A 23,851-nucleotide genomic window follows, 5' to 3' on the forward strand; every position below is an offset into this window, starting at 1 on the left:
CTGAGCACGCATTACGAAAAGCATTCCCGATGCGGGAGATTCGGCAAGGAGAGTTGATGTCGGCGGTCCGGAAACTGGTGGAGAACTACTACGAGCTCATCGACTCCGGCCAACTCGCCGAGGCGGCCGCTTTGATGACCGATGACGTGAAGCTGACCTTCGCGAACGCCGAACCGGTCACCGGCCGGGACGCGGCGACGGCCTCCATCCAGTACGTGCTCGATCAGACCACGAAGATCGAGCACAAGGTGGTGCACTGGATCGAACCGCATCCGGCGAGCGGCGGCGTCACCGAGGTGATGTTCGAAATCCGCATCCACTACTGGTTGAAGAGCGGTAAAGAGGTGGATATCCCGGGTGCGGTGTACGCGACGGTGAACGCGGACAACCAGTTCACCGAACAGCGTCTCTACGGTGACCTCACCGAGGTCTTCGCGGGCTGAGCCCACGCCCCCGCACCGGCGGCCCGGACCTGTGTGGTCCGGGCCGCCGGTCGTTCGGTGCTACTTCGGTGCTACTTCGGTGCGGTCAGGTCGTAGACCGTCACACCGTCCACCTCTTGCGCGGTGAAATGCTCCTGCACCCACTGCGTTATCTCCGAACTCGTACCGGTCCGGCCGCCGGGTCCACCGCCACTGCCGCCGAGAAAGAAGTGGATCCGCCCGGATTCCACATACTGCTGGAACTGTTCCAGCGTGGGCGAGGGATCGCTCCCGTTGAAGCCGCCGATGGGCATGATCGGCAGTTCGGTGGCCAGCTGATATCCGGCCGCGCTGTTCGCGGACACGGTCGCACCCGCCCAGGTGTAGGCATCGGCATCGTTCTTCAGCAGTGCGATCAGAGCATCGCCCGGCTTGCTCGCGCCCATCACGCCACCTCCGGGGCCGCCGCCCATCCCACCGGGCCGGCCCATCCCACCGTCCGTGCGGCCCCCCGCTACGGTCGTGCCGCCGCCCTGAGCCGAGCCCGGAATACCGCCGGTAGTGCCGGTCGGAGCGGCCGACCCGCCGTCGGTGCCGTCCGTGTTCTCGGGTACTCCGGCCTGGGCGCCGTCGGTGGTACCGGGGCCGCCGCCGGCTTCCGCCGGTGCGCCGGGCATTCCGTTGGTGGCGCCGGGCATTCCCGGCATTCCGCCCGGTCCGCCGTTCATCCCGCCGGGTCCGCCGTCGTCACCGCGCATCCCCGGCGGCCGCATACCGCCGAACATTCCGGTGTCCGGCCCGGCCGTCGGAATCGACCCGGCGTGCGCCGAATTCAGCGTGTCGACGGTGTAGGCGAGCGGCCCGCCCAGTCCGACTGCTCCCGTCAGCAGCGCCGCGACGACCGCGGTACGGCGGGGAAGTGGCAGCAGTAGCGCGAGGGTCGCGACGACGCCGCCCGCGAGGATCGACCAGCGCAGCCAAGGCAGGAAATCCGCGCTACGCGACAGCAGCAGCCACGCCGTGCCGGTGGTCAGCCCGGCGGCCACCGCCGCCAGGACACGCACCCACCAGCGGGACCTGTTGCGCCCGAACAGAACGGCTCCGATACCCACCAGCGCCGCGATCGCGGGCGCCAGCGCCACCGTGTAGTACTGGTGGAAGATCCCGGCCATGAAGCTGAACACCAGACCGGTGACCAGCAACCACCCACCCCACAGCAGCACCTGCGCCCGGGCCGCGTCGGTGCGGGCGGCACGGCCGCGCAGCAGCAGACCGGCGACCAGCGCCACCAGCGCGGCCGGGAGCAGCCAGGCGATCTGCCCGCCCTGTGCGGGATCGAACATCCGGGTGATCCCGGTCTGCCCCCACATCCCGTTCCCGCCGGGCGGCAGCTCACCGCCCGGGCCGACGCTACCGGTCTCGTTACCGTTCAGCCGGCCGAGCCCGTTGTAACCGAGGGTCAGCTCGATAATCGAATTGTTCTGCGAACCACCGATATACGGCCGCGAATCGACCGGCCACAGTTCCACCGCCAGCAGCCACCAACCGGCCGCGACCACCATCGCCGCACCCGCGGCGAACAACTGCGCGATCCGCTTCCCCAGCTTCGGCGGTCCGGCGAACAGGTACACCAGCGCGAGCACCGGCACCACCAGCATCACCTGCAACTGTTTGGCGAGGAAACCGAAACCGATACAGGTACCGGTGAGCACGAGCCAGCGCCAGCGGCCGTCGTCGCGGGCCCGCGTCATCGCCCACACCGCGGCGACCAGCAGGAACACCAGGAGCGCGTCGGGGTTGTTGAACCGGAACATGAGCGCGAACACCGGTGTCACCGCGACCACCAGGCCCGCGATCAGACCCGCCGCCGGTCCGAACGAGCGCCGCACGGTCGCCCACAGCAGCGCCACCGTCGCCACACCCAGCAGCACCTGCGGGACCAGCATGCTCCAACTGTTCAGGCCGAACACGCGCACCGACAGTTCCATCACCCACAGCGAAGCCGGCGGTTTGTCCACCGTGATGGAGTTCGCGGCGTCGGAGGAACCGAAGAAGAACGCCTTCCACGACACCGAACCGGCCTGGATGGCGGCCGAATAGAAGGAGTTCGCCCAGCCGTTCGCGCTCAGGTTGTACAGATAGGACAGGCCGGTGGCGAGCAACAGCACTGCCAGCGCCGGATGCTCCCAGCGCCCGGCGCGAGCGGGCCGGCGGCCGGAGTGTGTGGTCGCGGGTTCCGCGGTATCGGCGGCAACAGCGGTGATCGTCATCGGACCTCCTTCGGAGCGGATTCATGCGGGCCGCGGAGGCCGGAGCGTCGGCGGGGGTATCGCATCATCGGGCAACCTCCGCGGTGAGCGGTTCCGGGTGGGCGGCTGCCCGGAAAACCCAGCGCAGGCCGACGAAACGCATGAGGGTCGCGATCAGGTTCGCCACCACCAGCACCAACAGTTCCAGGTGAACGGCCGCCCAGGGCGCCCAATGATGCAGCGCGAACAGCGAACCGCTGGTCACCAGCAGGCCGAAGCCGAAGATCAGCAGACCCTGGACATGATGCGCGGCCAGCCCGGCCTGCCCGCGGACGCCGAAGGTGAACGCGCGGTTGGCGGCGGTATTGGCGACCGCCGTGATCAGCAGGGCCGCGAAATTCGCGACCTGCGCGCCGGCCAGCGGCTGCAGCAGCACATAGAGCAGCGCGTAGGCGAGTGTGGAACCCACGCCGACCAGCGCGAACCGGATCAGCTGACCGACCATCCCCGGTGGCACACCCGCCACCAGCGGCTCCCGGCCCACCGCGCTGCGCAGCTCGGCCAGCGGCAGCGAACCGGTGGTGAGTGCGCGGCCCAGCCGCCAGATGCCCCGCAGATCCTTACGGGCGGTATCGACGAGATCGACCCGGCTGTCGGGGTCGTCGATCCAATCCACCGGAACCTCGTGAATGCGCAGCCCGGCGCGTTCGGCGATCACCAGCAGTTCGGTATCGAAGAACCATTCCCCGTCCTCCACCAGCGGCAGCAGTTTGCGCGCCACCTCGGTGCGCATGGCTTTGAAACCGCACTGGGCGTCGGAGAACCGCGCCCGCAGCGACGCCTTCAGCAGCAGGTTGTAGCAGCGGGAGATGAATTCGCGTTTCGGTCCGCGGACCACCCGCGAACCCGGGCCCAGCCGGGTGCCGATGGCGAGATCGGAATGCCCGGAAACCAGCGGGGCGATCAGCGGGAGCAGGGCGTTGAGATCGGTCGACAGATCGACATCCATATAGGCGACGACCTGCGCGTCCGACTCCTGCCATACGGTCCGCAGCGCGCGGCCGCGGCCCTTGGCATCGAGACGCACCACCCGCACCTCGTCGAGTTCGGCTGCCAGCAGTTCGGCCACCGCCGGCGTGGCATCGGTGCTGGCGTTGTCGGCGATGGTGATCCGGGCGGGGAACGGGAACCCGCCGCCCAGGTATTCGTGCAACCGGCGCACGCAGACGCCGAGGTCGGTTTCTTCGTTGTATACGGGGACGACCACATCCAGCACAGGGGGCGACGATGGGCCGTCGACTAGGTCCGCCGGTCCGGCGACGGTCACGGTCTCGGTCATAGCGACCAGACTCGGCCGCTCCGCTGGGGCCGGGCTCCGGACAAGCTGGGAGCTGGCTGGGAATTGGAAGGCGCCCGGCCGCTGGACACCGTCACAGGTGGGCCGGTACGCAAGGGTGAGGGGTGGGCCTGCTGGCGAAGGTGAGAGGTGGGCCTGCTCGCGAAGGTTCTGTGTTTTTGGCGCGCTGGCGCGCGCGGGGTTTTGGCCCCCTTGGTCCCTGCTTTCCGCCCGCGATACTCGCGGCTTCGCCGCATTGTCTCGCGGTCGGAAAGCAGGGACGGGCCAAAACCTCCAAGTGCCTCGCTGAACTCGGCGCCGCAGTGGTTGCGTTCGGTTCGGGCGCGGGCCCACCGAGTGTCTCGCTGGGCTCGGCGCTGCGGATGGGCACGTTGTGCGGACGCGTGCGGGCCGGCACTGGATGGTGGCCGGGGTGCCGGCCGTAAACGCTCAATGGTCGAGGTGCCGATGCATCGGCGGGGTGGCTACGGACCAGATGAGAACCTCGTTGTTCTCGCCACTCCGTTGTGGGGCTGTTCCGTAACGCCTTCAGTATGCGCGGGGGTACCGACAGGTTCGGGTCAGTGCAGCCGCCACAGCGGCGATACGGGACCGTGGCCTTTGCCCAGGTCGTAGGCGTCCTCGAGGCAGCGGCGGGTCCATTCCTTCGCGAATTCGAAGGCGTCGGGCACCGAGTAGCCGTTGGCCAGTGCGCAGGCCAGCGCGGCGGCCAGGGTGTCGCCGCCGCCGTGGTCGTTGCCGGTGTCGATCCGGGGCGCCCGGAATTCCAGGAAGCGTTCGCCGTCGAACAGCAGGTCCGTGCTGTCGGCCGAGGTGCGCAGATGCCCGCCTTTCACCACCACCCATTGCGGACCCAGTGCGTGCAACGCCTCCGCCGCCGTGCGCGCCGAGGCCGTATCGGTGACCCGCACCCCGGTCAGTAATCGCACCTCGTCCAGGTTCGGTGTGACGATCGTGGCCAGCGGGAACAGGGTGTAGCGCACCGCGTCCAGGGCTTCGGTGTGCAGCAGCGGGTCGCCGTGCATGGATGCCGCGACCGGGTCGACGACCAGCGGAGCCTCGCCGTCGCGCCCGATCCCGACTTCCCGGCACACCGCGGCGACGGCCTCGATGATGGAACTGGAGGCGAGCATCCCGGTCTTGGCGGCACCGACCCCGATATCGCCGGCCACCGACCGCACCTGATCGGCGACGACCTGTGGCGGAATCTCGTGGAACCCGCTCACTCCCACGGTGTTCTGCACGGTCACCGCGGCCACCGCCACCAGCGCATGCACGCCACAGAGGGCCATCGTGCGGGTATCGGCCTGGATCCCGGCACCGCCACCCGAATCGGTCCCGGCGATGGTGAGCACCCGCACCGGGGTCTGCCCGGGCGGAGTCAACGGCAACAAATTCACGCAGTCACCCTACGTCGGCGTGGTCGTCACCCGGTCCGGTGCCGCTGATCCGTCCGAACCCGCCTCGGGACGTCGGGCGCTCGTTCGAAAGCCGAAACGATGTGGCGCTATCGATTGCCGCAGGTCCTGCATCGCCCGGCCGGGCGTAGCGGTCGGTGTGACCGGCGTTGCGGGTTCGTCTCAGGCGATGGTCTGGTCGATGAGGCGGCGGGCGGCTCGGTCGGTGCGTTCGGTATCGCCGGTGATGAGCCGGTCCTGGAGGATTCCGCGGAGTCCGGAGATCAGCAGGGTGGCGACGACCTCGGGGTCGTCCACCGACTCCAGGCCGCGCAGGCCGGCGGTGAGCGCGGTGAGGAATGCGGCGATCGCGTCGTCGGCATAGCGGGCATAGGGGCCGTGGGGCGCGCAGGCCGCGCCGAGTACCTGCAGCATCACTGTGACGCTGACCGCGCCGGGGCCGGTGGTGTTCGCCTGCCAGAAATCCCAGAGGCGGTTGCGCAGCGCGGCTGCGTCGTCGATATCGGCGAATACGGCGGTGAGGTCGGGGCGGTGGGTGGCCAGTGCCTGAACCAGTAGTTCCTCTTTGGTGCCGAAGTAGTAGATCAGCATGCGGGAGCTGGTGCCCAGCGCCGCGGCGAGCGGGCGCAGCGAAAGGTCGGCGAGGCCGTGCTCGGCGATATAGCCGACCACGGCGTCGAGCAGTTCGGCGCGTTTGGCGTGGTCGAGGGGGCGGGCCATGGGTTGACTGTATCGAACGCTACAGGTATTGATGAACTCGTGAATGTACCGATCGCTTCAGAAACTCGGCCGGCGGCGAACCCGGTGGTCGTCACCGCCTATGCGGCGGTCACCTCGCTGGCCGACGATATGGACGACACCTGGGCCGCGTTGCTGCGCGGCGAAACCGGTATCACCACGCTCGACGACGATTTCGTCGCCGAGTACGACCTGCCCGTCCGCATCGGCGGCAAGCTGAAAGCGCATCCCGGCGCGGAACTCACCCGCGTGGAACAGCGGCGGCATTCCTATGTCGAGCAGCTCGCCCTCGTACTGGGCCGGCGGGTGTGGGCGGCGGCCGGGCGGCCCGAGGTGGAGGGTGAGCGGTTGGCGGTGTGTATCGGCACCGGGCTGGGCGGCGGGGACGCGCTCATCGAGGCCGTGGACGCCATGCGCGCGGGCGGGTATCGCAAAGTGTCGCCGATGTCGGTGCCGATGGTCATGCCGAACGGTCCCGCGGCGGCGGTGAGTCTCGAAATCGGCGCCAAGGCAGGAGTTTTCGCTCCTGTTTCGGCATGCTCGTCCGGCACCGAAGCAATCGCGCACGCCTGGCGGCTGATCGCCACCGGGGAGGCCGACGTGGTGGTCGCGGGTGGTGTGGAAGGCCATATCCACGCGGTGCCGATCGCGAGCTTCGCCATGATGCGCGCCATGAGCACCCGCAACGACGAGCCGGAGCTGGCCTCTCGCCCGTTCGACCGCGACCGCGACGGTTTCGTCTTCGGGGAGGCCGGCGCCCTGCTGGTCCTCGAATCGGAGCGGCACGCCCGCGCCCGCGGCGCCCGCCTCCACGCCCGGGTACTCGGCGCCGGAATCACCTCCGACGCCTACCACATCGTCGCCTCCGACCCGGCCGGCGCGGGTGCGGCCCGGGCCATGCGCAAGGCGATCGCCGCAGCGGGGTTGCGGCCCACCGATATCCGGCATGTGAACGCCCACGCCACCTCCACCTCGATCGGTGACGCATCCGAGGCCGCGGCGATCGCCGCGGTCACACCCGAAGCGTCGGTCTACGCACCGAAATCGGCACTGGGGCATTCCATCGGGGCGGTCGGTGCGCTGGAAACGATCCTCACCGCGCTCACGCTGCGCGACGGGTTGGTCCCGCCCACGCTCAACCTCGACAATCCCGATGTGGACCTCGATATCGTCCACGGTCGCGCGCGAGAGCAGGCCGGCGAGTTCGCTTTGACGAATTCCTTCGGCTTCGGCGGGCACAACGTCACGCTCGCCCTCGGCCGCGCCTGATCCGCACCGGTTGCCGTATACGACACGGATATCCGGGCGGCATCGCGCCGGACGCGAGGAGTGCTTGCTTCGGTCACGTGCGCGTGCTGGTGTGGTGGTCGCGGTTCCATCGCCAGGCGAACTCTCCGGCGCCGGGTGGCGGGCCGGGGAGTTCGCCGTCGGCGCGCAGACCGGCGAGCAGGAGGGCGAGGATCCGCCGGCGTAGCTGGCCGGTGCGCTCGGCATCGGGGGTCGAGACCGCGGCGCAGGCCTCCAGTACGAGACCGATGTCCTGCGGGGTCACTTCGCGGCGCAGCTGCCCGGATTCGTGAGCCCGCCGGACCAGTTCGTCGTTCACTTTCTCGGCGTGCCGGACATCGGGCAGCAACGATTCGTCGGGGGTGAAGGTGCCCGCGAGATGGACGGTCAGTGAGTGCACATCGGCGTCGACCACGCGCTCCAGGAAAGTCGCCAGGCCTCGCCAGCCGTCCGGTTCGGCCAGTGCGGCATCGGCTTCGGCGTTGTAGCGACGCAGGCCGTCGTGGCAGAGAGTCCGCAGCAGGAACTCCTTGCTCGGGTAGCGGCGGTAGAGGGCGCTGATACCTACGCCGGCTCGTTCGGCGACGGCCGAGATCGGTGCGTTCGCGTCGGCGAGGAATACCGCTCGTGCGGCGTCGAGGATGAGTCCGTCGTTGCGTGCGGCCTGCGCTTTGCGGCCGGGGAGGGGTCTAACTGCGGCGTTATCGGCTGATCCGGGCATGTTCCGAGACTAACACTTGAAACGGAATGATCCGTTCTGATACTGTTCGAACAGAACAAAGCATTCCGTTCCGAAGGAGTCCGATATGACCGCCGTTCAGCCCTTCCGCATCGAAATCCCCGCCGCCGATATCGACGATCTGCACGCCCGCCTGGACCGCACCCGCTGGGCGCAGCAGATACCCGGTTCCGGGGACGAGTACGGCGTGAGCGTCGACCGGGTGCGGCACCTGGCCGAGGTCTGGCGCTCGCTCGACTGGCGCGAACTGGAGCGCAAACTGAACGCCTACCCGCAGTTCCGCACCGAAATCGACGGTCAGCTCATCCACTTCGTGCATGTGCGGTCCACCGGCGCACAGGGGTTTCCGCTGATCCTGACGCACGGCTGGCCCGGGACCTTCGTCGAATTCCTCGATCTCGTCGAACCGCTCACCGCGGCCGGTTTCGATCTGGTCATCCCCTCGGTGCCCGGTTACGGCTTCTCCGGGCCCACAACGGAATCGGGCTGGAACGATGCCCGGATCGCCCGCGCCTGGGCGGAGTTGATGAGCCGTCTCGGCTACCGCCGGTACGGTGCGGTGGGTAACGACGGCGGTTCGGCCATCTCCGCGGAGTTGGGCCGATACGCTCCCGAGCAGGTGGTGGGAGTGCATGTCGCGCAGGTCTATTCGTTCCCGTCCGGGGATCCGGCCGAACTGGCCGATCTGGACGCCGGCGAGCAGCAGGCCATGGCGACGCTGGACTGGTTCGTCAAGAACAAGATGGGCTTCAACGTCCTGCAATCACAGCAGCCGCAGACTCTCGCGCATGCGCTGACCGACTCCCCGGCCGGCCTGCTCGGCTGGAACAGTCAACTGCTCGGGCCCGATCTGGACGACGAATTCGTCGTCACCAATATCGCCATCCACTGGTTCACCGGAACCGCCGGTTCGGCGATCCGCCACTACTACGAGAAGGACAAGGCCGAACAGCCCACCGCACCGAGCACGGTTCCGCTCGCGCTGTCCGGCTCGACCGGGGATTTCCACGGCATCCGGCGTTTCGCCGAACGGGACCACAATGTGGTGTCCTGGCGGACCCACGATGTGCACAGCCACTATCTGCACCATGCGGCGCCGGCGCTGATGACCGACGAGATCACCGGATTCTTCGACAAGTTCCGCGCCGGCGAGTAGGAAACGGGGCCGGATCGATGTCGACAGCGCGAGCCCGGCTCCGGCGTTCCCGGTGAGGATGGACCGTACGGGTCCATCAGCCCGGAACCTTGTCCAGGAACCCCAGCACAGTGTCGATACGGCCCCGCTCGTCGGTGACCAGGACATCGAATCCGATGATCACCGGCTCCGCGCCGGCCGGCCCCAGGCCCCACTGGAAGCGGACCTGGCGGTGATGGTGGTCCGGCTCGCCGACCTGGGTGAACACGAAACCCGGGAACTGTTCGTGCACAGCGCCGATGGTGGTACCGATGGCTTCGCGGCCCGCCGCTGCGGCCAGCGGATCGGTGTAGGTGGCCGCCGGCGTCCAGTGCTCGGCGAGCAGCGCGTCGCGGGCCTGCGGGTCGGTGCTGTTCCAGGTCCGCAGGTAGGTGGTGACGATGTCGTTCATCGGGTTGTCCCTCCGGGTTGTTCGAATGTGTGCTCACAGCATCGCCACGATCCGGCGGGTTGACGATTACCTCGGAGGTAATGGGATCGGCTACCGCAGCGGCTAGCATCTGACCTGTGGCGACAGTGGACACCGAACCTTCGGTAGGCGGACTGCTCCGCGCGTGGCGGGAGCGGCGGCGGCTGAGCCAGTTGCAGCTCGCCGCGCAGGCGGAAGTATCGACGCGGCATCTGAGTTTCGTGGAGACCGGCCGGTCACGCCCCACCCGCGAGATGATCGAGCGGCTAGCCACCCATCTCGACGTACCGCTGCGGGAACGCAACGAACTGCTGCTCTCGGCCGGTTACGCACCCCGCTACGGCCAGCGCGACCCGGATGCACCCGAGCTACGCGCGGTGATGGACGCCTTCCGGACCCTGCTCGACGCGCATCTACCGCATCCGGCGCTGGTCTTGGACCGCTGCTGGGATGTGGTCGACCGCAATACAGCCACGGATGTGCTGCTCGAGGGATGTGCCCCGGAACTGCTCGAACCGCCGGTCAACGCGATCCGGATCTCGCTGCATCCGGACGGGCTGGCGCCGCGGATACGCAACCTCGGGCAGTGGCGGGGACATCTGCTGAGTCAGATCCGGTCTCGGCTGGCGGCCACCGGTGATCCGCGTCTGCGGTCACTGCTGGAAGAGGTGTCGGCCTACCCGTACCGGGATACCGGGGTCGTAGTGCGTGCCGATGTGGTGGTTCCGCTGCGGCTGAGCGTGGGCGATACGGAGTTCTCCTTCTTCAGCGTCACCACCTCGGCGATGTCGGCCACCGATGTGACGATCGACGAACTGCATATCGAGGCGTTCTATCCGGCGGACGAGGCGACGGCGCAGGTCTTTCGCGCGCTGTGATCACCCGTAGACGCTCGCTTATGTAGAAGAGCGTTCGAGCCATGTTCCGTCTCGCTTCTGACGGCTGTACTGGATGCAGTAACCAGCCAACACTTTCGACACTCAGGAGCGGATATGCGAATCGCGGTTTTCGGAGCCACCGGTACGGTCGGCCGGCACGTCGTCGACCAGGCGCTCGAGCGCGGGTACGAGGTCACCGCCCTCACCCGAAACGCCGCCCGGATCACCCGGGCACACGAACGACTGCACATCGTGGAAGGTGATGTGCTCGACCCCGGTGCGGTCGAACGAGCCGTCATCGGCCAGGACGCGGTCGTGGTGGTACTCGGCAACGGCCGTAAAGGTGTGGTGCGGGCCGAGGGCACCCGCACGGTGATCGAGGCGATGAACCGGGCCGGGGTGAAACGGCTGATCTGCCAGTCGACACTGGGCGCCGGCGACAGCCGGGGCAACCTGAACTTCCTCTGGAAATACATCATGTTCGGCCTGCTGCTGCGCCCCGCCTACGCCGACCACCAGCAGCAGGAGTCCTACGTTCGAGCCAGCGACCTGGACTGGACCATCGTGCGCCCCAGCGCATTCACCGACGGACCACGCACCGGCACCTACCGCCACGGATTCGGCCCCGGCGAAACCGGTCTCGACCTGAAGATCTCCCGGACCGATATCGCGGACTTCCTGCTGGACCAGGTCACCGACCGCACCTACGTGCACCGGGCTCCCGGTCTGTCCCACTGAGAATCGTTGTGCCGCAACCGTTCGCACGAGGGGCACCGGGGATCGGTCGAATCGGCCGCGGGCACCGCCCGTCGGCAGGAATGCGGCCGGTGCCGGGCTCGCGGCGGGCGATCTCAGGAGTGCTCGTGGACGGTGTCCCAGGCAGGGAAGGGGTCCGGGTAGGTGGTCCAGACGCCCGGACCCGCCGCGTACTCCGCATCGGTGAGCAGTGCCTCGTCCAGCATCGCCCGCAGGCCCGCGCGATCGAGGCGAACGCCGATGAAAACGATTTCCTGGCCCGCCGGAATTTCCAGCGACGACCACCACGCGGCGGGTTCGAAAGTGAGATTCGGGCCCGCCTGCGACCAGATCGCGGCGAGGTCGGGGCGACTGGCGATCCAGCAGAAACCCTTGCTGCGCAACAACCGCCGCACCTGTGCCAGCGCACCGGCCAGGCGCTCCGGATGGAACGGCCGGTCGGCGCGGTAGGTCATGCTACTGATGCCGTATTCCTCGGTTTCCGGTGTATGCTCGCCCGCCAGTTCCTCGGACCAGCCCTCGCTACCCGCCGCGACCACCGGGTCGTAGCGCCCGGTGTCGAGCACCTCGCCCAGGTCGACCACGCCGTTGCTGGTGCGGATCATTTCGGCCCGCGGATTCATCCGCCGCACGGTCGCTTCCACGGCGCCCACGATCTGCGGGCTCACCAGGTCGGTCTTGTTGATCAGCAGGACATCGGCGAATTCGACTTGGTCGGCGAGTAGATCGGCGATCCCGCGTTCATCGCCCGCGCCGGCTTCCAGATTTCGGGCGGCCAGGGTTTCGCCGCGGGTGATCTCGGTGAGAAAAGTGGAGGCGTCCACGACCGTCACCATCGTGTCGAGGCGGGCGAGTTCGCCGAGGGAGAACCCGTCCTCGAATTCCCATTCGAAGGTCGCCGCCACCGGCATCGGTTCGGATATGCCGGTGGATTCGATCACCAGCTGGTCGAATCGCCCCTCGCGGGCGAGCTTTCCCACCGCCTCGATCAGGTCTTCGCGCAGTGTGCAGCAGATGCAGCCGTTGGTGAGTTCGACCAGCTTCTCCTGCGTCCGGTCCAGGTGGCCTTGGCCGGCGACGAGGGCCGCGTCGATATTCACCTCGCTCATATCGTTCACGATCACCGCCACGCGACGTCCTTCGCGGTTGGCGAGTATGTGGTTGAGCAGGGTGGTTTTGCCGGCGCCGAGGAATCCGGACAGCACGGTCACCGGCAACGGGTGGGAGAGCGCGGGACTGGTCACTCGTTAATGATAACCATTTTCATTTTGGTGCGTTGCTCCGGTCCGGACGGACAGTATCCGTCCGGACCGCGCGCTGCCGGACCACGATGATCAGAAAGAGACAGATACCCAGGGCGGTTGCGTAGACGGGAAAGGCCCATACCGCCGGGTCCCACACGGTGATCGTGAGCAGCGTGATGATTCCGTTCACGGCCACGAGCCCGAAAACCAGCGGGTTCTCGGTGCCGGGCGCCGACCAGGCTTTGCGAAACGTCGGGATCGCCGCGGCCAGATCACCGAGTACCGCGAACACAACGGCCGTCTGCGGATCGTCCAGCGCGAGCCAAATAACCAGCGCGAGTACCGAAGCGGTGCCGCAGAGCAGATCGGCGAACGTCAGCCGCCAATAGCTCGACCTGTTGGCGAACGACGCGAGGAAAACCACCGCCGGGCCCGCACCCATCGAGAAGGTGAGGACCGCGGGCCAGCCGACACCGTCGTCGAGCTGCGCACCGAACCCGGTCAACGACGCGGCCGCCCACAGAAACCACGAAAGGCGGTTCGGCTTCACTTCGCCACGCACGGTGAGCAGGGCATAACTGAGCGTTCCCACCATGCTGAGCGCGGCACCGAGGAAGACGAACCGTGGATCGATCATCACTCCACGAGACCACCGGAATCCCCGGCCCGGCAAATAGATTGCCGTAGGAGTCGTTTTCAGGGTTTCCCGGCTCGGAACAAGGTGCGGGTGGAGTGCGCGATGAACGGGCCGTGCTGTTGGATCCGGTCGTGCAGTCGGCGGAGCCGATCGAGATGGGCTTCGACGGTGAAGCCCGGAACCATCCAGACGACCTTGCGCAGGAAGTACACCACCGCGCCGATGTCGTTGAACTCCATGCGAAGCCGCTCGCTACGCAGGTCGACGATCCGTAAGCCGGCGGCCTCTGCCGCGGCGGCTTCGTCGTCGGGGTGGCGTTTGCGCCGGACCGCGGGCTGTGGACCCAGGAAGTATTCGACCAGTTCGAACACGCTGGCAGGGCCGACGTGCTGCGCAAGGTAGCTTCCGCCGGGTCGCAGTACGCGCGCGATCTCGTCCCACCAAATCGTGGCCGGATGTCTACTGGTGACCAGATCGAACGCCGCGTCGGCAAACGGCAGCGGCGGCTCCTCCGGATCGGCGACGACGACCGCGCCCCGCGGATGAAGCAGCGCGGTAGCTTTGGCGATATTGGGCGGCCACGATTCGGTGGCGACCATGGTCGGCGGAAACTTCTCGGCCTCGGCCAGCACCTCACCACCACCGGTCTGGATATCGAGGGCGGCGTTCACGGTCGCGAGCCGGGCACTCATCAACCGCTGATAACCCCACGACGGTCGCTGCTCAGTGGCCCGGCCGTCGAGCCACGAGAAGTCCCAGCCCTCCACCGGTGCGGCCGCCGCTTCTTCCAGCAACTCCTCGAATGATCGTCCCACGTGGGGGGCAGTCTGCCAGCGAACGCGCGGGAGGATCGGCCGCGGTACTCCCGGCCGTCGATCACGCGGTGCCGCGACCGGTGGTTGCATTGCCCGAACCGAACATCGCCCGCGCTGCCGCCTCGATCTCGGCTTCGGTTAGCGGTTCGTGAGCCGATTCGTACTCGGCGACGATCTCGGCCAATCCGTCCATCTCGAGCTGGTGGCGCACCGCTTCGGTGATATACGCCGATACGTTGCGTTGACCGGCCCGGTCGCGGACTGCGGTCAGTAGATCGGTCGGTATGGAAACCGACACGTGTGGTAGACACCGGTCCATTGTGCGACGAAAGTTACTACAGTCGTCGGTCAATTCGGGCTGTCCCGGGACCGACCCAGGGTGGAGCGCGCCCAATGGTCCCGGACCGGGACAGAGTGATTACTCCAGTTCGGGGCCCTTTCAGCGGCCCGGTTGAACGATCGGGAGGAGCGTTTCCTTCTCTCTCGGTATAGGGCTCGTACGCGCCTTCGGCCCTCGCCACGTCTACGGCCGCGTGGAGCCGACCGCGCTCGACCTGCACTTATTGTGATGGCGTCCGTACGCATCCTGCGGCCCGGTTCCGCTACCGTCGGTGAGGTGAGCGATACCCAGTGGACGATCCTCGGTGAGCAGCTGGTCGACGAGAATCGGCACATCCGGCTGTCGACGGCAGACATTCGTCTCCCGGACGGGGTGGAGTTCACCCAGTACGTTGCCCGGATGCCGCGGTGTGCGATGACGCTGGTGCTCAACGACAACCGCGAGGTGCTGCTGATGTACCGGCACCGGTGGATCATCGACCAGTGGGTGTGGGAGCTGCCGGGAGGGTACGTCGACCACGCCGAGGATGTCGCCGCCGCGGCGGCACGTGAGGTCGAAGAGGAGACCGGCTGGCGTCCGCTCACGATGGAACATCTTGTGACCTATCAGCCTGCGGTCGGAACTTTGGACCATCCGCAGGAGATCTATTTGGCACGCGGTGCCGAACTCACCGAGACCTTGCCGGACATCAACGAGGCCGAGACGATTCGATGGGTACCACTCGATGAGGCGGTCGAGATGATCTCCCGCGGTGAGATTGTCGGTGCAGCGACCGTGGTCGGTGTGTATCGGGCGCTCACACTGACCTAGCGTTCGCCACCCGATCACGGAACTCCTCCACCGCGGGAATATCGCGGTAGGCAGCGAGTCGTGCCCGCACGTCCCGGAGGTAGGCGCCGGTTCGGCGGGACTCCACCGTTCCGGACAGCTCGAGCGCCCGGGTACCGACCCGAACTGCTTCGTGCGGATCCTCGGGGATGAGGCTCGACGCGAGCAGGCACAGGTTGAACACCTTTCCTCGCTGGTATCCGTCGCTCATATCGAGCGATTGCCGTGCCAGCCCGGCGGCACGTTCGTTGTCACCCAGTTCCCGGAAGCATTGGCCGGCTTTGGCCGATATGTACGCCGAGTCGAGATATGCCAGCCATATTGGACGGTCGGCATTTGCGCGGTCGAATGCACCCTCGGCCGCGTTCAACGAGCCTCCGCAGGATCGGGCATCGGAACGGGCGGCGTGGCCGTGGGCTTCTACCATGTGGCATCCGGCTTCGAGTGCGGGCAGGCCGGCCGAGCGTGCCGCGATCTGCGCCGCGCGTGCGAGGTCCACTGCGTCGCCGGGCCGACCGACGTACGTCGCCTGGTGACTCATCGCCGCCAGGATCTCCGCGCCCAGCGCGGCATCACCGGCTGCTCGCGCCATCCGAAGTGCCTGGATCAGATACCGCTGTGCCAGGCCGTGTTCCTCGAGATCGTAAGCGGCCCAGCCCGCAAGCTTCGTGAGTTCGGCCGTCACAGCGAACAGACGGCGGCCGATCTCCTCGGTGTAGCTGCCGCGCAGCAGCGGGGCGACCGACGTATGCAAGTAATGCACGACTGTGGAGCGCACCTTTCCTCCCCCGACCTGATTGTCGAGATCACGGAACGCGGTGGTCATCGTCCGCACGGCGTCGATATCAGCGACTCCGACACGGCGGAACCCGTCCGAGGAGACGGGGTGTTCGCGACCTGGCAGGGTCAGCCAGCGCATGCTGGCGATCGGGTAGACCGCGACGGCGTAGGCCGCGCCTTCCAGGAACCGGCGGCGCTCCACATCACTCCTCCACAACTCGGTCACCGAGGCGGTGGCCTCCGAGAGGCTCAACGAAAATTCCAATCCCAGGTCTGCCGATTCGCTGGCGGACATCCCGCAGTCGAAGGGCGTAATTCGACGACCACATAGTTCGGTGAGGACCTCTGCGATCAAATGCGGCCCGGGCGGCGTCGGTCGTTCGCCGGCCAGCCAGCGACCGACCGATGTGTGGTCGTAGCGCAGCTCGATACCAACCGCACGGCCACGTTCGACAACTCGGCGTGCCAAACCTTTTCGGCTCGAACGAGTTTCATCGAGCAACCCGGCCAACTGGTGGTTCGGCTGTTTGGGGTGACGTCCCATAACCGGAGTGTGTCACGGCGATTACGCCCATGACGACGGTTGACGCCTTCTGCACACCCCCCACGCACACACCTGTCCGGCCCGCACATCTTATTTGCCGACGCAATACGCGATGAGCTGGGAACAATAAACCGACCTCAGACGCCAGGTGACCAGAATGTCCGAACTGATCGCGTTTGGCTGGATCGACTATGACACCAGCCCTGCACCCGAATGGGATCGCGCCCAGATACAACGACTCGCCCGCCACCTCGGGTACCGCCTCGTGTGGCCAGACGAACGGTCGGTGCTGCGAGTGGCCGACCAAGCGCGCAACGCTGGGGCCGATCTGGTGATCCTCCCGGCACCCGACCACCTGAGCCCGCTCGAACTCAACGCGGTCATGGATGTGGCCGACGTGGAAACCGTGGTACCGCGCCTCAGCTTCGCCCGCTGGGCCTTCACGAAGGTGGGCCCATGAGCGCCGCGGTCGCTATCGGTTTCGCCATCGCGATCGGACTACCTCTGCTGGTGATTGCCGCGACGATCTGGTGGCCGTGATCATCTCGTCGCTGTACCGATCAACCCCATGCGGCATCGGCCCGCGCCAGTTCGGCCCGGGAAGCGCCCGGTCGGGAGCGTAGCCGTGCGCGGGAACCCTGAGGCCAGAATTGCCGGCGCGGCAGCGGTGGAGGGAGTTCGACGATACGCAGTACTCGAGGCCCGCCCTGATTTGCCGGATTCAGGCGGGCCTCGAGAACCTGGATCAGGTGGTGATCGGGAGGTACACGCGGTTACCGGAGTCGGCGAACTCGGCTGACTTCTCGGCCATCCCCGCCTCGATGGCCTCCACATCGGTGAGGTTGTGTTGCTCCGCGTACTCGCGGACGTCCGCCGAGATTCGCATCGAGCAGAATTTCGGACCGCACATCGAGCAGAAGTGGGCGGTTTTGGCGGGTTCCGCGGGCATCGTCTCGTCGTGGTATTCGCGGGCGGTGTCGGGGTCCAGGGAGAGGGCGAACTGGTCGCGCCAGCGGAATTCGAAGCGGGCCTTGGACAGTTCGTCGTCGCGGCGCTGGGCGTGCGGGTGGCCCTTGGCGAGATCGGCGGAATGCGCGGCGATTTTGTAGGTGATGACGCCGGTCTTCACGTCGTCGCGGTTGGGGAGGCCGAGGTGCTCTTTGGGGGTGACGTAGCACAGCATCGCGGTCCCGGCCTGCGCGATCATGGCCGCGCCGATCGCTGAGGTGATGTGGTCGTAGGCGGGGGCGATATCGGTGGCCAGCGGGCCGAGTGTGTAGAAGGGTGCCTCCTCGCACAACTCTTCCTCCAGCCGCACGTTCTCGACGATCTTGTGCATCGGTACGTGGCCGGGGCCTTCGATCATCACCTGTACGCCGTGCGATTTCGCGACCTTGGTCAGTTCGCCGAGGGTGCGGAGTTCGGCGAACTGCGCCTCGTCGTTGGCGTCGGCGATCGACCCGGGGCGCAGGCCGTCGCCGAGCGAGAACGTCACGTCGTAGCGTGCCAGGATCTCGCACAACTCCTCGAAATGCGTGTACAGGAACGATTCCCGATGGTGGGCCAGGCACCACGCGGCCATGATCGAACCACCGCGCGAGACGATCCCGGTGACCCGTTTCGCGGTGAGCGGCACATACCGCAGCAGGACACCGGCGTGGACGGTCATATAGTCGACACCCTGTTCGCACTGCTCGATCACGGTGTCGCGGTAGAGCTCCCAGGTGAGCGCGGCCGGATCGCCGTTCACCTTCTCCAATGCCTGATAGATCGGCACGGTGCCGACCGGTACGGGGGAGTTGCGCAGGATCCACTCGCGGGTTTCGTGGATGTTCTTGCCGGTGGACAGGTCCATGATGGTGTCGGCGCCCCAGCGGGTGGCCCACACCATCTTCTCGACTTCCTCGGCGATCGAGGACGACACCGCGGAATTGCCGATATTGGCGTTGATCTTCACCAGGAACTTCTTGCCGATGACGGTCGGTTCGAGTTCCGGATGCCGGTGGTTGGCCGGGATCACGGCCCGGCCCGCGGCGACCTCCTCGCGCACCAGATCGGCGGGAACCCCTTCACGGGCGGCGATGAATCGCATCTCCGGGGTGACGACTCCGGCGCGGGCCCAGGCCAGCTGGGTTCGCGGTCCCGGTAGTTCCGGTTTCGTCCAGGTGTCGCGTAATTTCGGTAGCCCGGCTTCCAGGTCGACGGTCGCCGAGTCATCGGTATACGGCCCCGAGGTGTCGTACACGTCGAAATGCTCGCCGTTGGTCAGCTGGATCCGGCGCACCGGCACCCGCAGGCCGTCCACCTCGTGATAGTGCTTGACGCTGCCCTCGATCGGACCGGTGGTCACGGAATCGACAGATGTGCCCGTCATTTTCTCTCCCTACGCCGGCATTACCCGGTCAGGTTCATACGGTCGACAGCCCTGAACGCCCCGATGGGGCTAGCCGTCCTCTCAGCCCGCTGGTGCGAGCCCCCGTTGGATGAATTTCCCCCACAGACCCTACTAGCCCGCGGTCCACGCTGCCGGACGATGGGCATTCCCGGGCCCGCCCGCCGCGAAATGTGACATCAATCGACCCAAGTTGTTCGAATACGGCTTCCCGGGGCCGTGAGCGATAGGGTCGAACGGTGACGCTCTCGCATGGATCGCTGATGACCGTGGGCGAGTTCGAGGAACTCGACGCCGCGGCGCAGCGCATATCCGAGGGACTGCGGCTGGAATACCTGAACGGCCTGCTGGCCGCGAAGGCGCGGCCGGATGCGAACCACAGCCGGGTCGTGCAGTGGCTGGCCCGGTTTCTGGTGCCGCGCCGCTCCGAGCTGTGGTTGTTCGCCGACCGTGGGCTGCGGGCCGGGCGTAGCGGTGGCAGCCGGGTACGTCCGGACGCGATTCTCGCGCCCGCGTCGGCGTTCGCCGGTGAAGGCGAATGGTCGGACCCGAACCCGGTTTTGATGACCATCGAGGTCACCTCCCGGGCCCAGCACACCGAATTGCGGGACCGGCTGGACAAACCGTTCCTCTACGCCGCCACCGGTATCCCGCTGTACCTGCTGATCGACCGCGGCGCCGCGGAAGTCAATATCTTCAGCGAACCCGACGACGGCCGCTACGCCGAACGCGAGATCTTCCCGTTCGGCACCGATATCGAGATCCCCGAACCATTGGGCGTCATCCTCGCCACCGATCCCCTGCTGGAGTGGACTTAGCGAATCACTCGCCGAACTCGGCGATGACCGGCGCGTGGTCGCTGGCGCCTTTGCCCTTGCGTTCTTCGCGGTCGACCCCGGCATCGACCACGGTGGCGGACAGCGCGGGGGAGGCGAGGATGAAATCGATGCGCATACCTTCCTTACGGGGGAAGCGCAGCTGGGTGTAATCCCAGTAGGTGTAGACCCCGGGGCCGGGTGCGAAGGGTCGCATCACATCGGTGAAACCGGTGTCGGTGATGGCGGTGAAGGCGTCTCGTTCCGGCTGGGAGACATGGGTTTTCCCGGCGAAGAACTCGGTGGACCACACATCGTCGTCGGTGGGCGCGATATTCCAGTCACCGACGAGGGCGGTCTTCACATCCGGGTCCGCGGCCAGCCAGCGGGCCGCGTTCTCGCGCAGGGCCGCCAGCCAGGCGAGTTTGTATTCGTAGTGCGGATCGTTCAGGGTGCGGCCGTTGGGTACGTACAGGCTCCACACCCGGACCCCGCCGCACGTCGCGCCAAGGGCCCGCGCTTCGACCGTGGGCGTGCTGATGAGTGCGTCCGCGGCGTCCCGGTCGAACCCGGGCTGATCCGGGAAGCCGATCTCCACATCCTCGAGCCCGACCCGCGACGCGATCGCCACGCCGTTCCACTGGTTGAGCCCCACATGCGCGACCTCGTACCCGGCCTCGGTGAACCGCTCGAACGGGAACTGATCGTCCCGGCATTTGGTTTCCTGCAGGGCGAGCACGTCGATGTCCTGCCGGTCCAGCCAGGCCAGCACCCGGTCCTGCCGGGAGCGGATCGAATTCACATTCCAGGTTGCCAGTCGCAACGAAAAATCCCTGTTCTCACGTATCGGTGGGGCGTGGCTACAGCGTGGCCGGAGCGCCCCCGGGGACGGCGTAGCGGTAGCTGTGGTGGTCCAGGAAACCCAGCTCGCCGAAGAGTTCCAATGCCTCCACATTACCGGCCTCGACCTGCACGTACGCATGGGTGGCGCCACGGTCGTGACCCCAGCGCAGCAGTTCCCCGCAGACCAGTGCGGCCAGGCCGTGGCGGCGGTGCGCGGCCAGGACCGCGACGCACGTCAGGCCCACCCAGCGGCGGCCGTCGGCGGCGGTGGTGAGGGCGCCGCGGGCGATGGCGATCGGGCTCGGCAGCCCCAGCGAGGCGAAACCGAGTTGCCCGTCGTGCACCGCGCAGAGCACCTCGGGCAGCGGCACGGTGGCGGTATGACCGCTGGGTTCGTCGCCGCGGTGGCGGTGGATCTCCAGCCAGGCGATATCGGGTTCGGTGGCGATCCGGACCATGGACGGCCCCTGCGGGAGTACGAAATTTTCCAGGTCGATGCCCAGGACCTGGGTTTCGCCCCAGCTGTTCCAGCCCGGTGGCACGGTCGCCAGCCGGTCCGGCAGGGCCAGCTGCAACGGCAGACCCTTCGCGGCGTACCAGGCGCCGATCCGCTGCAGGGTGTCCGCCTCGACCCGCGCCGGACCGCTCGAATCACCGATGGGTACAGCGGAATTGGCGCGGCGCGTATAGCCGTGCCCGGCGCGCAGCATCCAGCCGTCGATCCAGGCGTATTCGGTGCCCGGCCAGCCGTAGGCGGCCGCGGATTCCAGGGCGCGGATCTCGGAGGTGCGAATGGGCCGCGGTGACAGCGTTTTCAACGCGACGATCCGGCCGGCGGGAATCAGCACCGGATGACCGTCGGCGCCCATGACGGTGAGCGGATTCGTCGACATCACCTCGCCGATCACATCGGTCAGCGGTGGTTCACTGCCGTCGGGCAGGCGGTAGCGGACGACGACCCGCTCACCGATCGGGAGATCGGCCGCGGCGGGATGGTTCTCGGGGCCGGGCGGTTCAGTCGTCATGTCCGAAGGGGTCCGGGTCGCTCCCGGGTAGCCAGCTCAGACCGGGGACGCCCCAGCCGTTGCGCTTCACCGATTTCTTGGCCGCGCGCGCATGCCGGCCGATGAGCACGTCGATGTACAGGAAACCGTCGAGGTGGCCTACCTCGTGCTGCAACATGCGGGCGAAGAAGCCCGTGCCCTCCACCGTGACCGGCTCACCGTGCTCGTCGGTGCCGGTGACCTTCGCCCAGTCGGCGCGCCCGGTGGGGAACTGCTCACCGGGTACCGAGAGGCAGCCCTCCTCGTCGTCATCGGGGTCCGGCATGGTTTCCGGGATCTCCGAGGTCTCCAGCACCGGGTTGATCACCGCCCCGCGGCGCCGCGCCACCGTGCCGTCGGCCGCCCGGTCGGGGCAGTCGTAGACGAAGAGCCGTTTGGCCACGCCGACCTGATTGGCGGCCAGGCCCACGCCGTTGGCGGCGTCCAGCGTTTCGTACATATCGGTGATCAGCCCGGCCAGTTCGGCCGGTGATTCGGTCACCGGCTCGGTCGGACGGTGCAGGACCGGATCACCGACGATCACGATGGGCAGGATTGACATGGTTACGAGCTTATTGGGGTGGGTGCCGTGCCGTGAAAAGGGCCTGTCCGGTATGACCGCGACGGTGGTCGTGGCGGGTCCGGCCGGTCAGCGCCCGGATTTCCGGTACGTCCGTACCGGACACGCCCGGATGGACTCGGCAGCGAGCGACCGGGTGTCGTGGTTGAATATCGCAAGGCAGTAACACGGTGAGGCGTTCGGTCACGATTCGATCGCGTCCGGTGGTAACTCGGCGAGGAGCAAGATGGACGGCGCAGCAGCGCGGGATCTTTCCGCAACCCAGGGCAGTCCTTCGGCCAACACAGCGAATGCGTTTCCCGAACCGGCTCATGATCCCGAAAGCGGCCTGAGCCGCCGGGAACACGAGATCCTGGCCTTCGAGCGGCAGTGGTGGAAGTACGCGGGCGCCAAGGAAGAGGCGATCCGCGAGCTGTTCGCGCTCTCGCCCACCCGTTACTACCAGGTCCTCAACACCCTCATCGACCGCCCGGAAGCACTCGCTGTCGATCCGATGCTGGTGAAACGCCTACGCCGGCTGCGCGCCGGCCGCCAGAAATCCCGCGCGGCCCGCAAGCTCGGCTTCCAGGTGTAAACCCCACTACGTCGGCCCTACGGGTCCGGTGCAGGAAATCCCGGCCACCGGCGCCCGCCTCGGTGCATCGCATATCAACCGGTAACGAACCACAACCTCACCACGGCAAGCCCGTATTTCCTCTCCTTCATGGTTCGGGGCCCGTTTCGGATCTGGACTGACGGAGCGGGGGAGCGAAGCGGAGGAGCGGAGGAGGGAAGATTCGAAACCAAGGGGGCCCCGAACCCGCGCGCGCCAGCGCGCAAAAAATACCGCAACCGCTAGGCTCGGGCGGGTGAGCAATTCGAACGCTGGCTCCGGTGGACCGCCGCTGCGTGCGACGGCAATGGTTCTGATCGCCCTGTCGATCGTTTTCGCCGGCTTGGGTGCGATGTCGCTGTCGAGCGCGGATTCCGATACCGCCGAGGACACCGGTTCCACCTCGGCCGCCGCCGCGCCGACCGCCCCGCGTCTCACCACGAGCCTCGCGGCGCCCACCACGGCAGCGGCGGGCTCCACCTCGGCGGGTGCGACCACCACCGCGGGCGCCACGACCACCACCGCCACCACTTCGGCTTCCGCCGGTGCGGTCGACCGGGCCACGCCGATCCGGGTGCTCAACAACAGTCTGGTCGCCGGTCTGGCCGCCACCACCGCGAACGAACTCACCGCCAAGGGCTGGACCAGCACCTCCACCGGCAACTACGCGGCGACCACGCTCGCGGCCACCACCGTCTACTACGGCGATGCCCCCGCCGACAAAGCCGCCGCCGAAGCGGTCGCCGCGGATCTCGGCGCCGTCACCGCGCCCATGGTCCCCGGGCTGGGCGACGGCTCCGGGGTGGTCGTAGTGGTGACCGGTAGGTGAACCCGGCGGCCGGAGGTCGGGGGCGTCCCGGGCGGATACGGCGGGCGTGGCATCATCGTCTGCGTCGAAAGATCGTTGTCGAAACGCTCTACCCGTAAACTCGGTACTCGTAAAGGAGTTC

Annotated in this window: 25 protein-coding genes; 10 read left to right on the forward strand and 15 right to left on the reverse strand. The window is 67.3% G+C overall.

Annotated elements, in window-relative coordinates; genetic code table 11:
• The first annotated feature begins 56 nt into the window (after positions 1 to 56).
• Positions 57 to 443 carry a nuclear transport factor 2 family protein gene (locus ACQEVO_RS32800; protein WP_432920534.1) on the forward strand — a complete coding sequence of 129 codons (387 nt, stop codon included), beginning with the start codon at positions 57 to 59 and terminating at the stop codon, positions 441 to 443.
• Positions 444 to 514: 71 nt separating this feature from the next.
• Here the strand turns inward: ACQEVO_RS32800 and ACQEVO_RS32805 are convergent, their stop codons facing one another.
• From ACQEVO_RS32805 to ACQEVO_RS32820, 4 genes are all read right to left on the reverse strand, one after another.
• Positions 515 to 2,692 carry a glycosyltransferase family 39 protein gene (locus ACQEVO_RS32805; RefSeq protein ID WP_432920537.1) on the reverse strand — a complete coding sequence of 726 codons (2,178 nt, stop codon included), beginning with the start codon at positions 2,690 to 2,692 and terminating at the stop codon, positions 515 to 517.
• A 64-nt stretch (positions 2,693 to 2,756) separates the two neighbouring features.
• The gene (locus tag ACQEVO_RS32810; RefSeq protein WP_432920540.1) at positions 2,757 to 4,010 is read right to left on the reverse strand and encodes a glycosyltransferase; all 1,254 of its coding nucleotides are present in this window, start codon (positions 4,008 to 4,010) and stop codon (positions 2,757 to 2,759) included.
• A 578-nt stretch (positions 4,011 to 4,588) separates the two neighbouring features.
• Positions 4,589 to 5,428, reverse strand: a complete 840-nt coding sequence (thiD, locus tag ACQEVO_RS32815) for a bifunctional hydroxymethylpyrimidine kinase/phosphomethylpyrimidine kinase (protein WP_432920543.1) — start codon at positions 5,426 to 5,428, stop codon at positions 4,589 to 4,591.
• 180 nt (positions 5,429 to 5,608) lie between these two features.
• Positions 5,609 to 6,166: a TetR/AcrR family transcriptional regulator gene (locus ACQEVO_RS32820; RefSeq protein WP_432920546.1), complete on the reverse strand. Its 558-nt coding sequence runs from the start codon at positions 6,164 to 6,166 to the stop codon at positions 5,609 to 5,611.
• Positions 6,167 to 6,205: 39 nt separating this feature from the next.
• Here ACQEVO_RS32820 and ACQEVO_RS32825 point away from each other — a divergent pair, with 39 nt between their 5' ends.
• The gene (locus ACQEVO_RS32825) at positions 6,206 to 7,453 is read left to right on the forward strand and encodes a KasA/KasB family beta-ketoacyl-ACP synthase (protein WP_432920549.1); all 1,248 of its coding nucleotides are present in this window, start codon (positions 6,206 to 6,208) and stop codon (positions 7,451 to 7,453) included.
• A gap of 73 nt (positions 7,454 to 7,526) precedes the next feature.
• Here ACQEVO_RS32825 and ACQEVO_RS32830 read toward each other — a convergent pair whose 3' ends face one another.
• Positions 7,527 to 8,192: a TetR/AcrR family transcriptional regulator gene (locus tag ACQEVO_RS32830; RefSeq protein ID WP_432920552.1), complete on the reverse strand. Its 666-nt coding sequence runs from the start codon at positions 8,190 to 8,192 to the stop codon at positions 7,527 to 7,529.
• A gap of 85 nt (positions 8,193 to 8,277) precedes the next feature.
• On the opposite strand from ACQEVO_RS32830, the gene ACQEVO_RS32835 reads away from it, so the two are divergent.
• Positions 8,278 to 9,366, forward strand: coding sequence for an epoxide hydrolase family protein (locus ACQEVO_RS32835; RefSeq protein WP_432920555.1), 1,089 nt, complete (start codon positions 8,278 to 8,280; stop codon positions 9,364 to 9,366).
• Between the two features lie 76 nt (positions 9,367 to 9,442).
• Here ACQEVO_RS32835 and ACQEVO_RS32840 read toward each other — a convergent pair whose 3' ends face one another.
• Positions 9,443 to 9,796 (reverse strand): nuclear transport factor 2 family protein, encoded by a 354-nt coding sequence (locus ACQEVO_RS32840; RefSeq protein WP_432920558.1) that lies wholly within the window; start codon positions 9,794 to 9,796, stop codon positions 9,443 to 9,445.
• Between the two features lie 116 nt (positions 9,797 to 9,912).
• Here ACQEVO_RS32840 and ACQEVO_RS32845 point away from each other — a divergent pair, with 116 nt between their 5' ends.
• Positions 9,913 to 10,692 (forward strand): helix-turn-helix domain-containing protein, encoded by a 780-nt coding sequence (locus ACQEVO_RS32845; protein WP_432920562.1) that lies wholly within the window; start codon positions 9,913 to 9,915, stop codon positions 10,690 to 10,692.
• 114 nt (positions 10,693 to 10,806) lie between these two features.
• Positions 10,807 to 11,430 carry an NAD(P)-dependent oxidoreductase gene (locus ACQEVO_RS32850; RefSeq protein WP_432920565.1) on the forward strand — a complete coding sequence of 208 codons (624 nt, stop codon included), beginning with the start codon at positions 10,807 to 10,809 and terminating at the stop codon, positions 11,428 to 11,430.
• 113 nt (positions 11,431 to 11,543) lie between these two features.
• On the opposite strand, the gene ACQEVO_RS32855 is transcribed toward ACQEVO_RS32850, so the two are convergent.
• From ACQEVO_RS32855 to ACQEVO_RS32870, 4 genes are all read right to left on the reverse strand, one after another.
• Positions 11,544 to 12,692 carry a GTP-binding protein gene (locus ACQEVO_RS32855; protein WP_432920568.1) on the reverse strand — a complete coding sequence of 383 codons (1,149 nt, stop codon included), beginning with the start codon at positions 12,690 to 12,692 and terminating at the stop codon, positions 11,544 to 11,546.
• 19 nt (positions 12,693 to 12,711) lie between these two features.
• Entirely contained in the window at positions 12,712 to 13,329 is a 618-nt protein-coding gene (locus ACQEVO_RS32860) for a hypothetical protein (protein WP_432920571.1), read from the reverse strand.
• A 59-nt stretch (positions 13,330 to 13,388) separates the two neighbouring features.
• On the reverse strand, positions 13,389 to 14,144 hold the full coding sequence (locus ACQEVO_RS32865; protein ID WP_432920574.1) for a class I SAM-dependent methyltransferase: 756 nt from the start codon (positions 14,142 to 14,144) through the stop codon (positions 13,389 to 13,391).
• Between the two features lie 61 nt (positions 14,145 to 14,205).
• On the reverse strand, positions 14,206 to 14,442 hold the full coding sequence (locus ACQEVO_RS32870; protein WP_432920577.1) for a hypothetical protein: 237 nt from the start codon (positions 14,440 to 14,442) through the stop codon (positions 14,206 to 14,208).
• A gap of 318 nt (positions 14,443 to 14,760) precedes the next feature.
• Between ACQEVO_RS32870 and ACQEVO_RS32875 the strand changes: the two genes are divergently transcribed.
• Positions 14,761 to 15,294: an NUDIX domain-containing protein gene (locus ACQEVO_RS32875; protein WP_432920580.1), complete on the forward strand. Its 534-nt coding sequence runs from the start codon at positions 14,761 to 14,763 to the stop codon at positions 15,292 to 15,294.
• Here the strand turns inward: ACQEVO_RS32875 and ACQEVO_RS32880 are convergent.
• Positions 15,281 to 16,345, reverse strand: coding sequence for a hypothetical protein (locus ACQEVO_RS32880; protein ID WP_432920583.1), 1,065 nt, complete (start codon positions 16,343 to 16,345; stop codon positions 15,281 to 15,283). The genes ACQEVO_RS32875 and ACQEVO_RS32880 overlap by 14 nt on opposite strands.
• A 448-nt stretch (positions 16,346 to 16,793) precedes the next feature.
• On the opposite strand from ACQEVO_RS32880, the gene ACQEVO_RS32885 reads away from it, so the two are divergent.
• On the forward strand, positions 16,794 to 17,096 hold the full coding sequence (locus ACQEVO_RS32885) for a hypothetical protein (RefSeq protein ID WP_432920586.1): 303 nt from the start codon (positions 16,794 to 16,796) through the stop codon (positions 17,094 to 17,096).
• 285 nt (positions 17,097 to 17,381) lie between these two features.
• Here the strand turns inward: ACQEVO_RS32885 and thiC are convergent, their stop codons facing one another.
• Positions 17,382 to 19,010: a phosphomethylpyrimidine synthase ThiC gene (thiC, locus tag ACQEVO_RS32890; RefSeq protein ID WP_432920589.1), complete on the reverse strand. Its 1,629-nt coding sequence runs from the start codon at positions 19,008 to 19,010 to the stop codon at positions 17,382 to 17,384.
• Between the two features lie 257 nt (positions 19,011 to 19,267).
• On the opposite strand from thiC, the gene ACQEVO_RS32895 reads away from it, so the two are divergent.
• On the forward strand, positions 19,268 to 19,846 hold the full coding sequence (locus ACQEVO_RS32895) for a Uma2 family endonuclease (protein ID WP_432920592.1): 579 nt from the start codon (positions 19,268 to 19,270) through the stop codon (positions 19,844 to 19,846).
• A gap of 4 nt (positions 19,847 to 19,850) precedes the next feature.
• Here the strand turns inward: ACQEVO_RS32895 and ACQEVO_RS32900 are convergent, their stop codons facing one another.
• From ACQEVO_RS32900 to ACQEVO_RS32910, 3 genes are read right to left on the reverse strand one after another with little or no spacing between them, the layout of a single operon-like run.
• Positions 19,851 to 20,666 carry an exodeoxyribonuclease III gene (locus ACQEVO_RS32900; protein ID WP_432920595.1) on the reverse strand — a complete coding sequence of 272 codons (816 nt, stop codon included), beginning with the start codon at positions 20,664 to 20,666 and terminating at the stop codon, positions 19,851 to 19,853.
• A gap of 37 nt (positions 20,667 to 20,703) precedes the next feature.
• Positions 20,704 to 21,711, reverse strand: a complete 1,008-nt coding sequence (locus tag ACQEVO_RS32905; protein WP_432920598.1) for an N-acetylglutamate synthase, CG3035 family — start codon at positions 21,709 to 21,711, stop codon at positions 20,704 to 20,706.
• Positions 21,701 to 22,291 carry a peptide deformylase gene (locus tag ACQEVO_RS32910; RefSeq protein WP_432920601.1) on the reverse strand — a complete coding sequence of 197 codons (591 nt, stop codon included), beginning with the start codon at positions 22,289 to 22,291 and terminating at the stop codon, positions 21,701 to 21,703. Before ACQEVO_RS32910 ends, ACQEVO_RS32905 begins: the two co-directional genes overlap by 11 nt.
• A 244-nt stretch (positions 22,292 to 22,535) precedes the next feature.
• On the opposite strand from ACQEVO_RS32910, the gene ACQEVO_RS32915 reads away from it, so the two are divergent.
• Entirely contained in the window at positions 22,536 to 22,883 is a 348-nt protein-coding gene (locus ACQEVO_RS32915) for a DUF3263 domain-containing protein (protein WP_432920604.1), read from the forward strand.
• Between the two features lie 274 nt (positions 22,884 to 23,157).
• On the forward strand, positions 23,158 to 23,730 hold the full coding sequence (locus ACQEVO_RS32920) for a LytR C-terminal domain-containing protein (RefSeq protein WP_432920607.1): 573 nt from the start codon (positions 23,158 to 23,160) through the stop codon (positions 23,728 to 23,730).
• The last annotated feature ends 121 nt before the right edge of the window (positions 23,731 to 23,851 follow it).

This window comes from Nocardia sp. CA-290969 (assembly GCF_050936135.1).
Taxonomy (GTDB): Bacteria; Actinomycetota; Actinomycetes; order Mycobacteriales; family Mycobacteriaceae; genus Nocardia.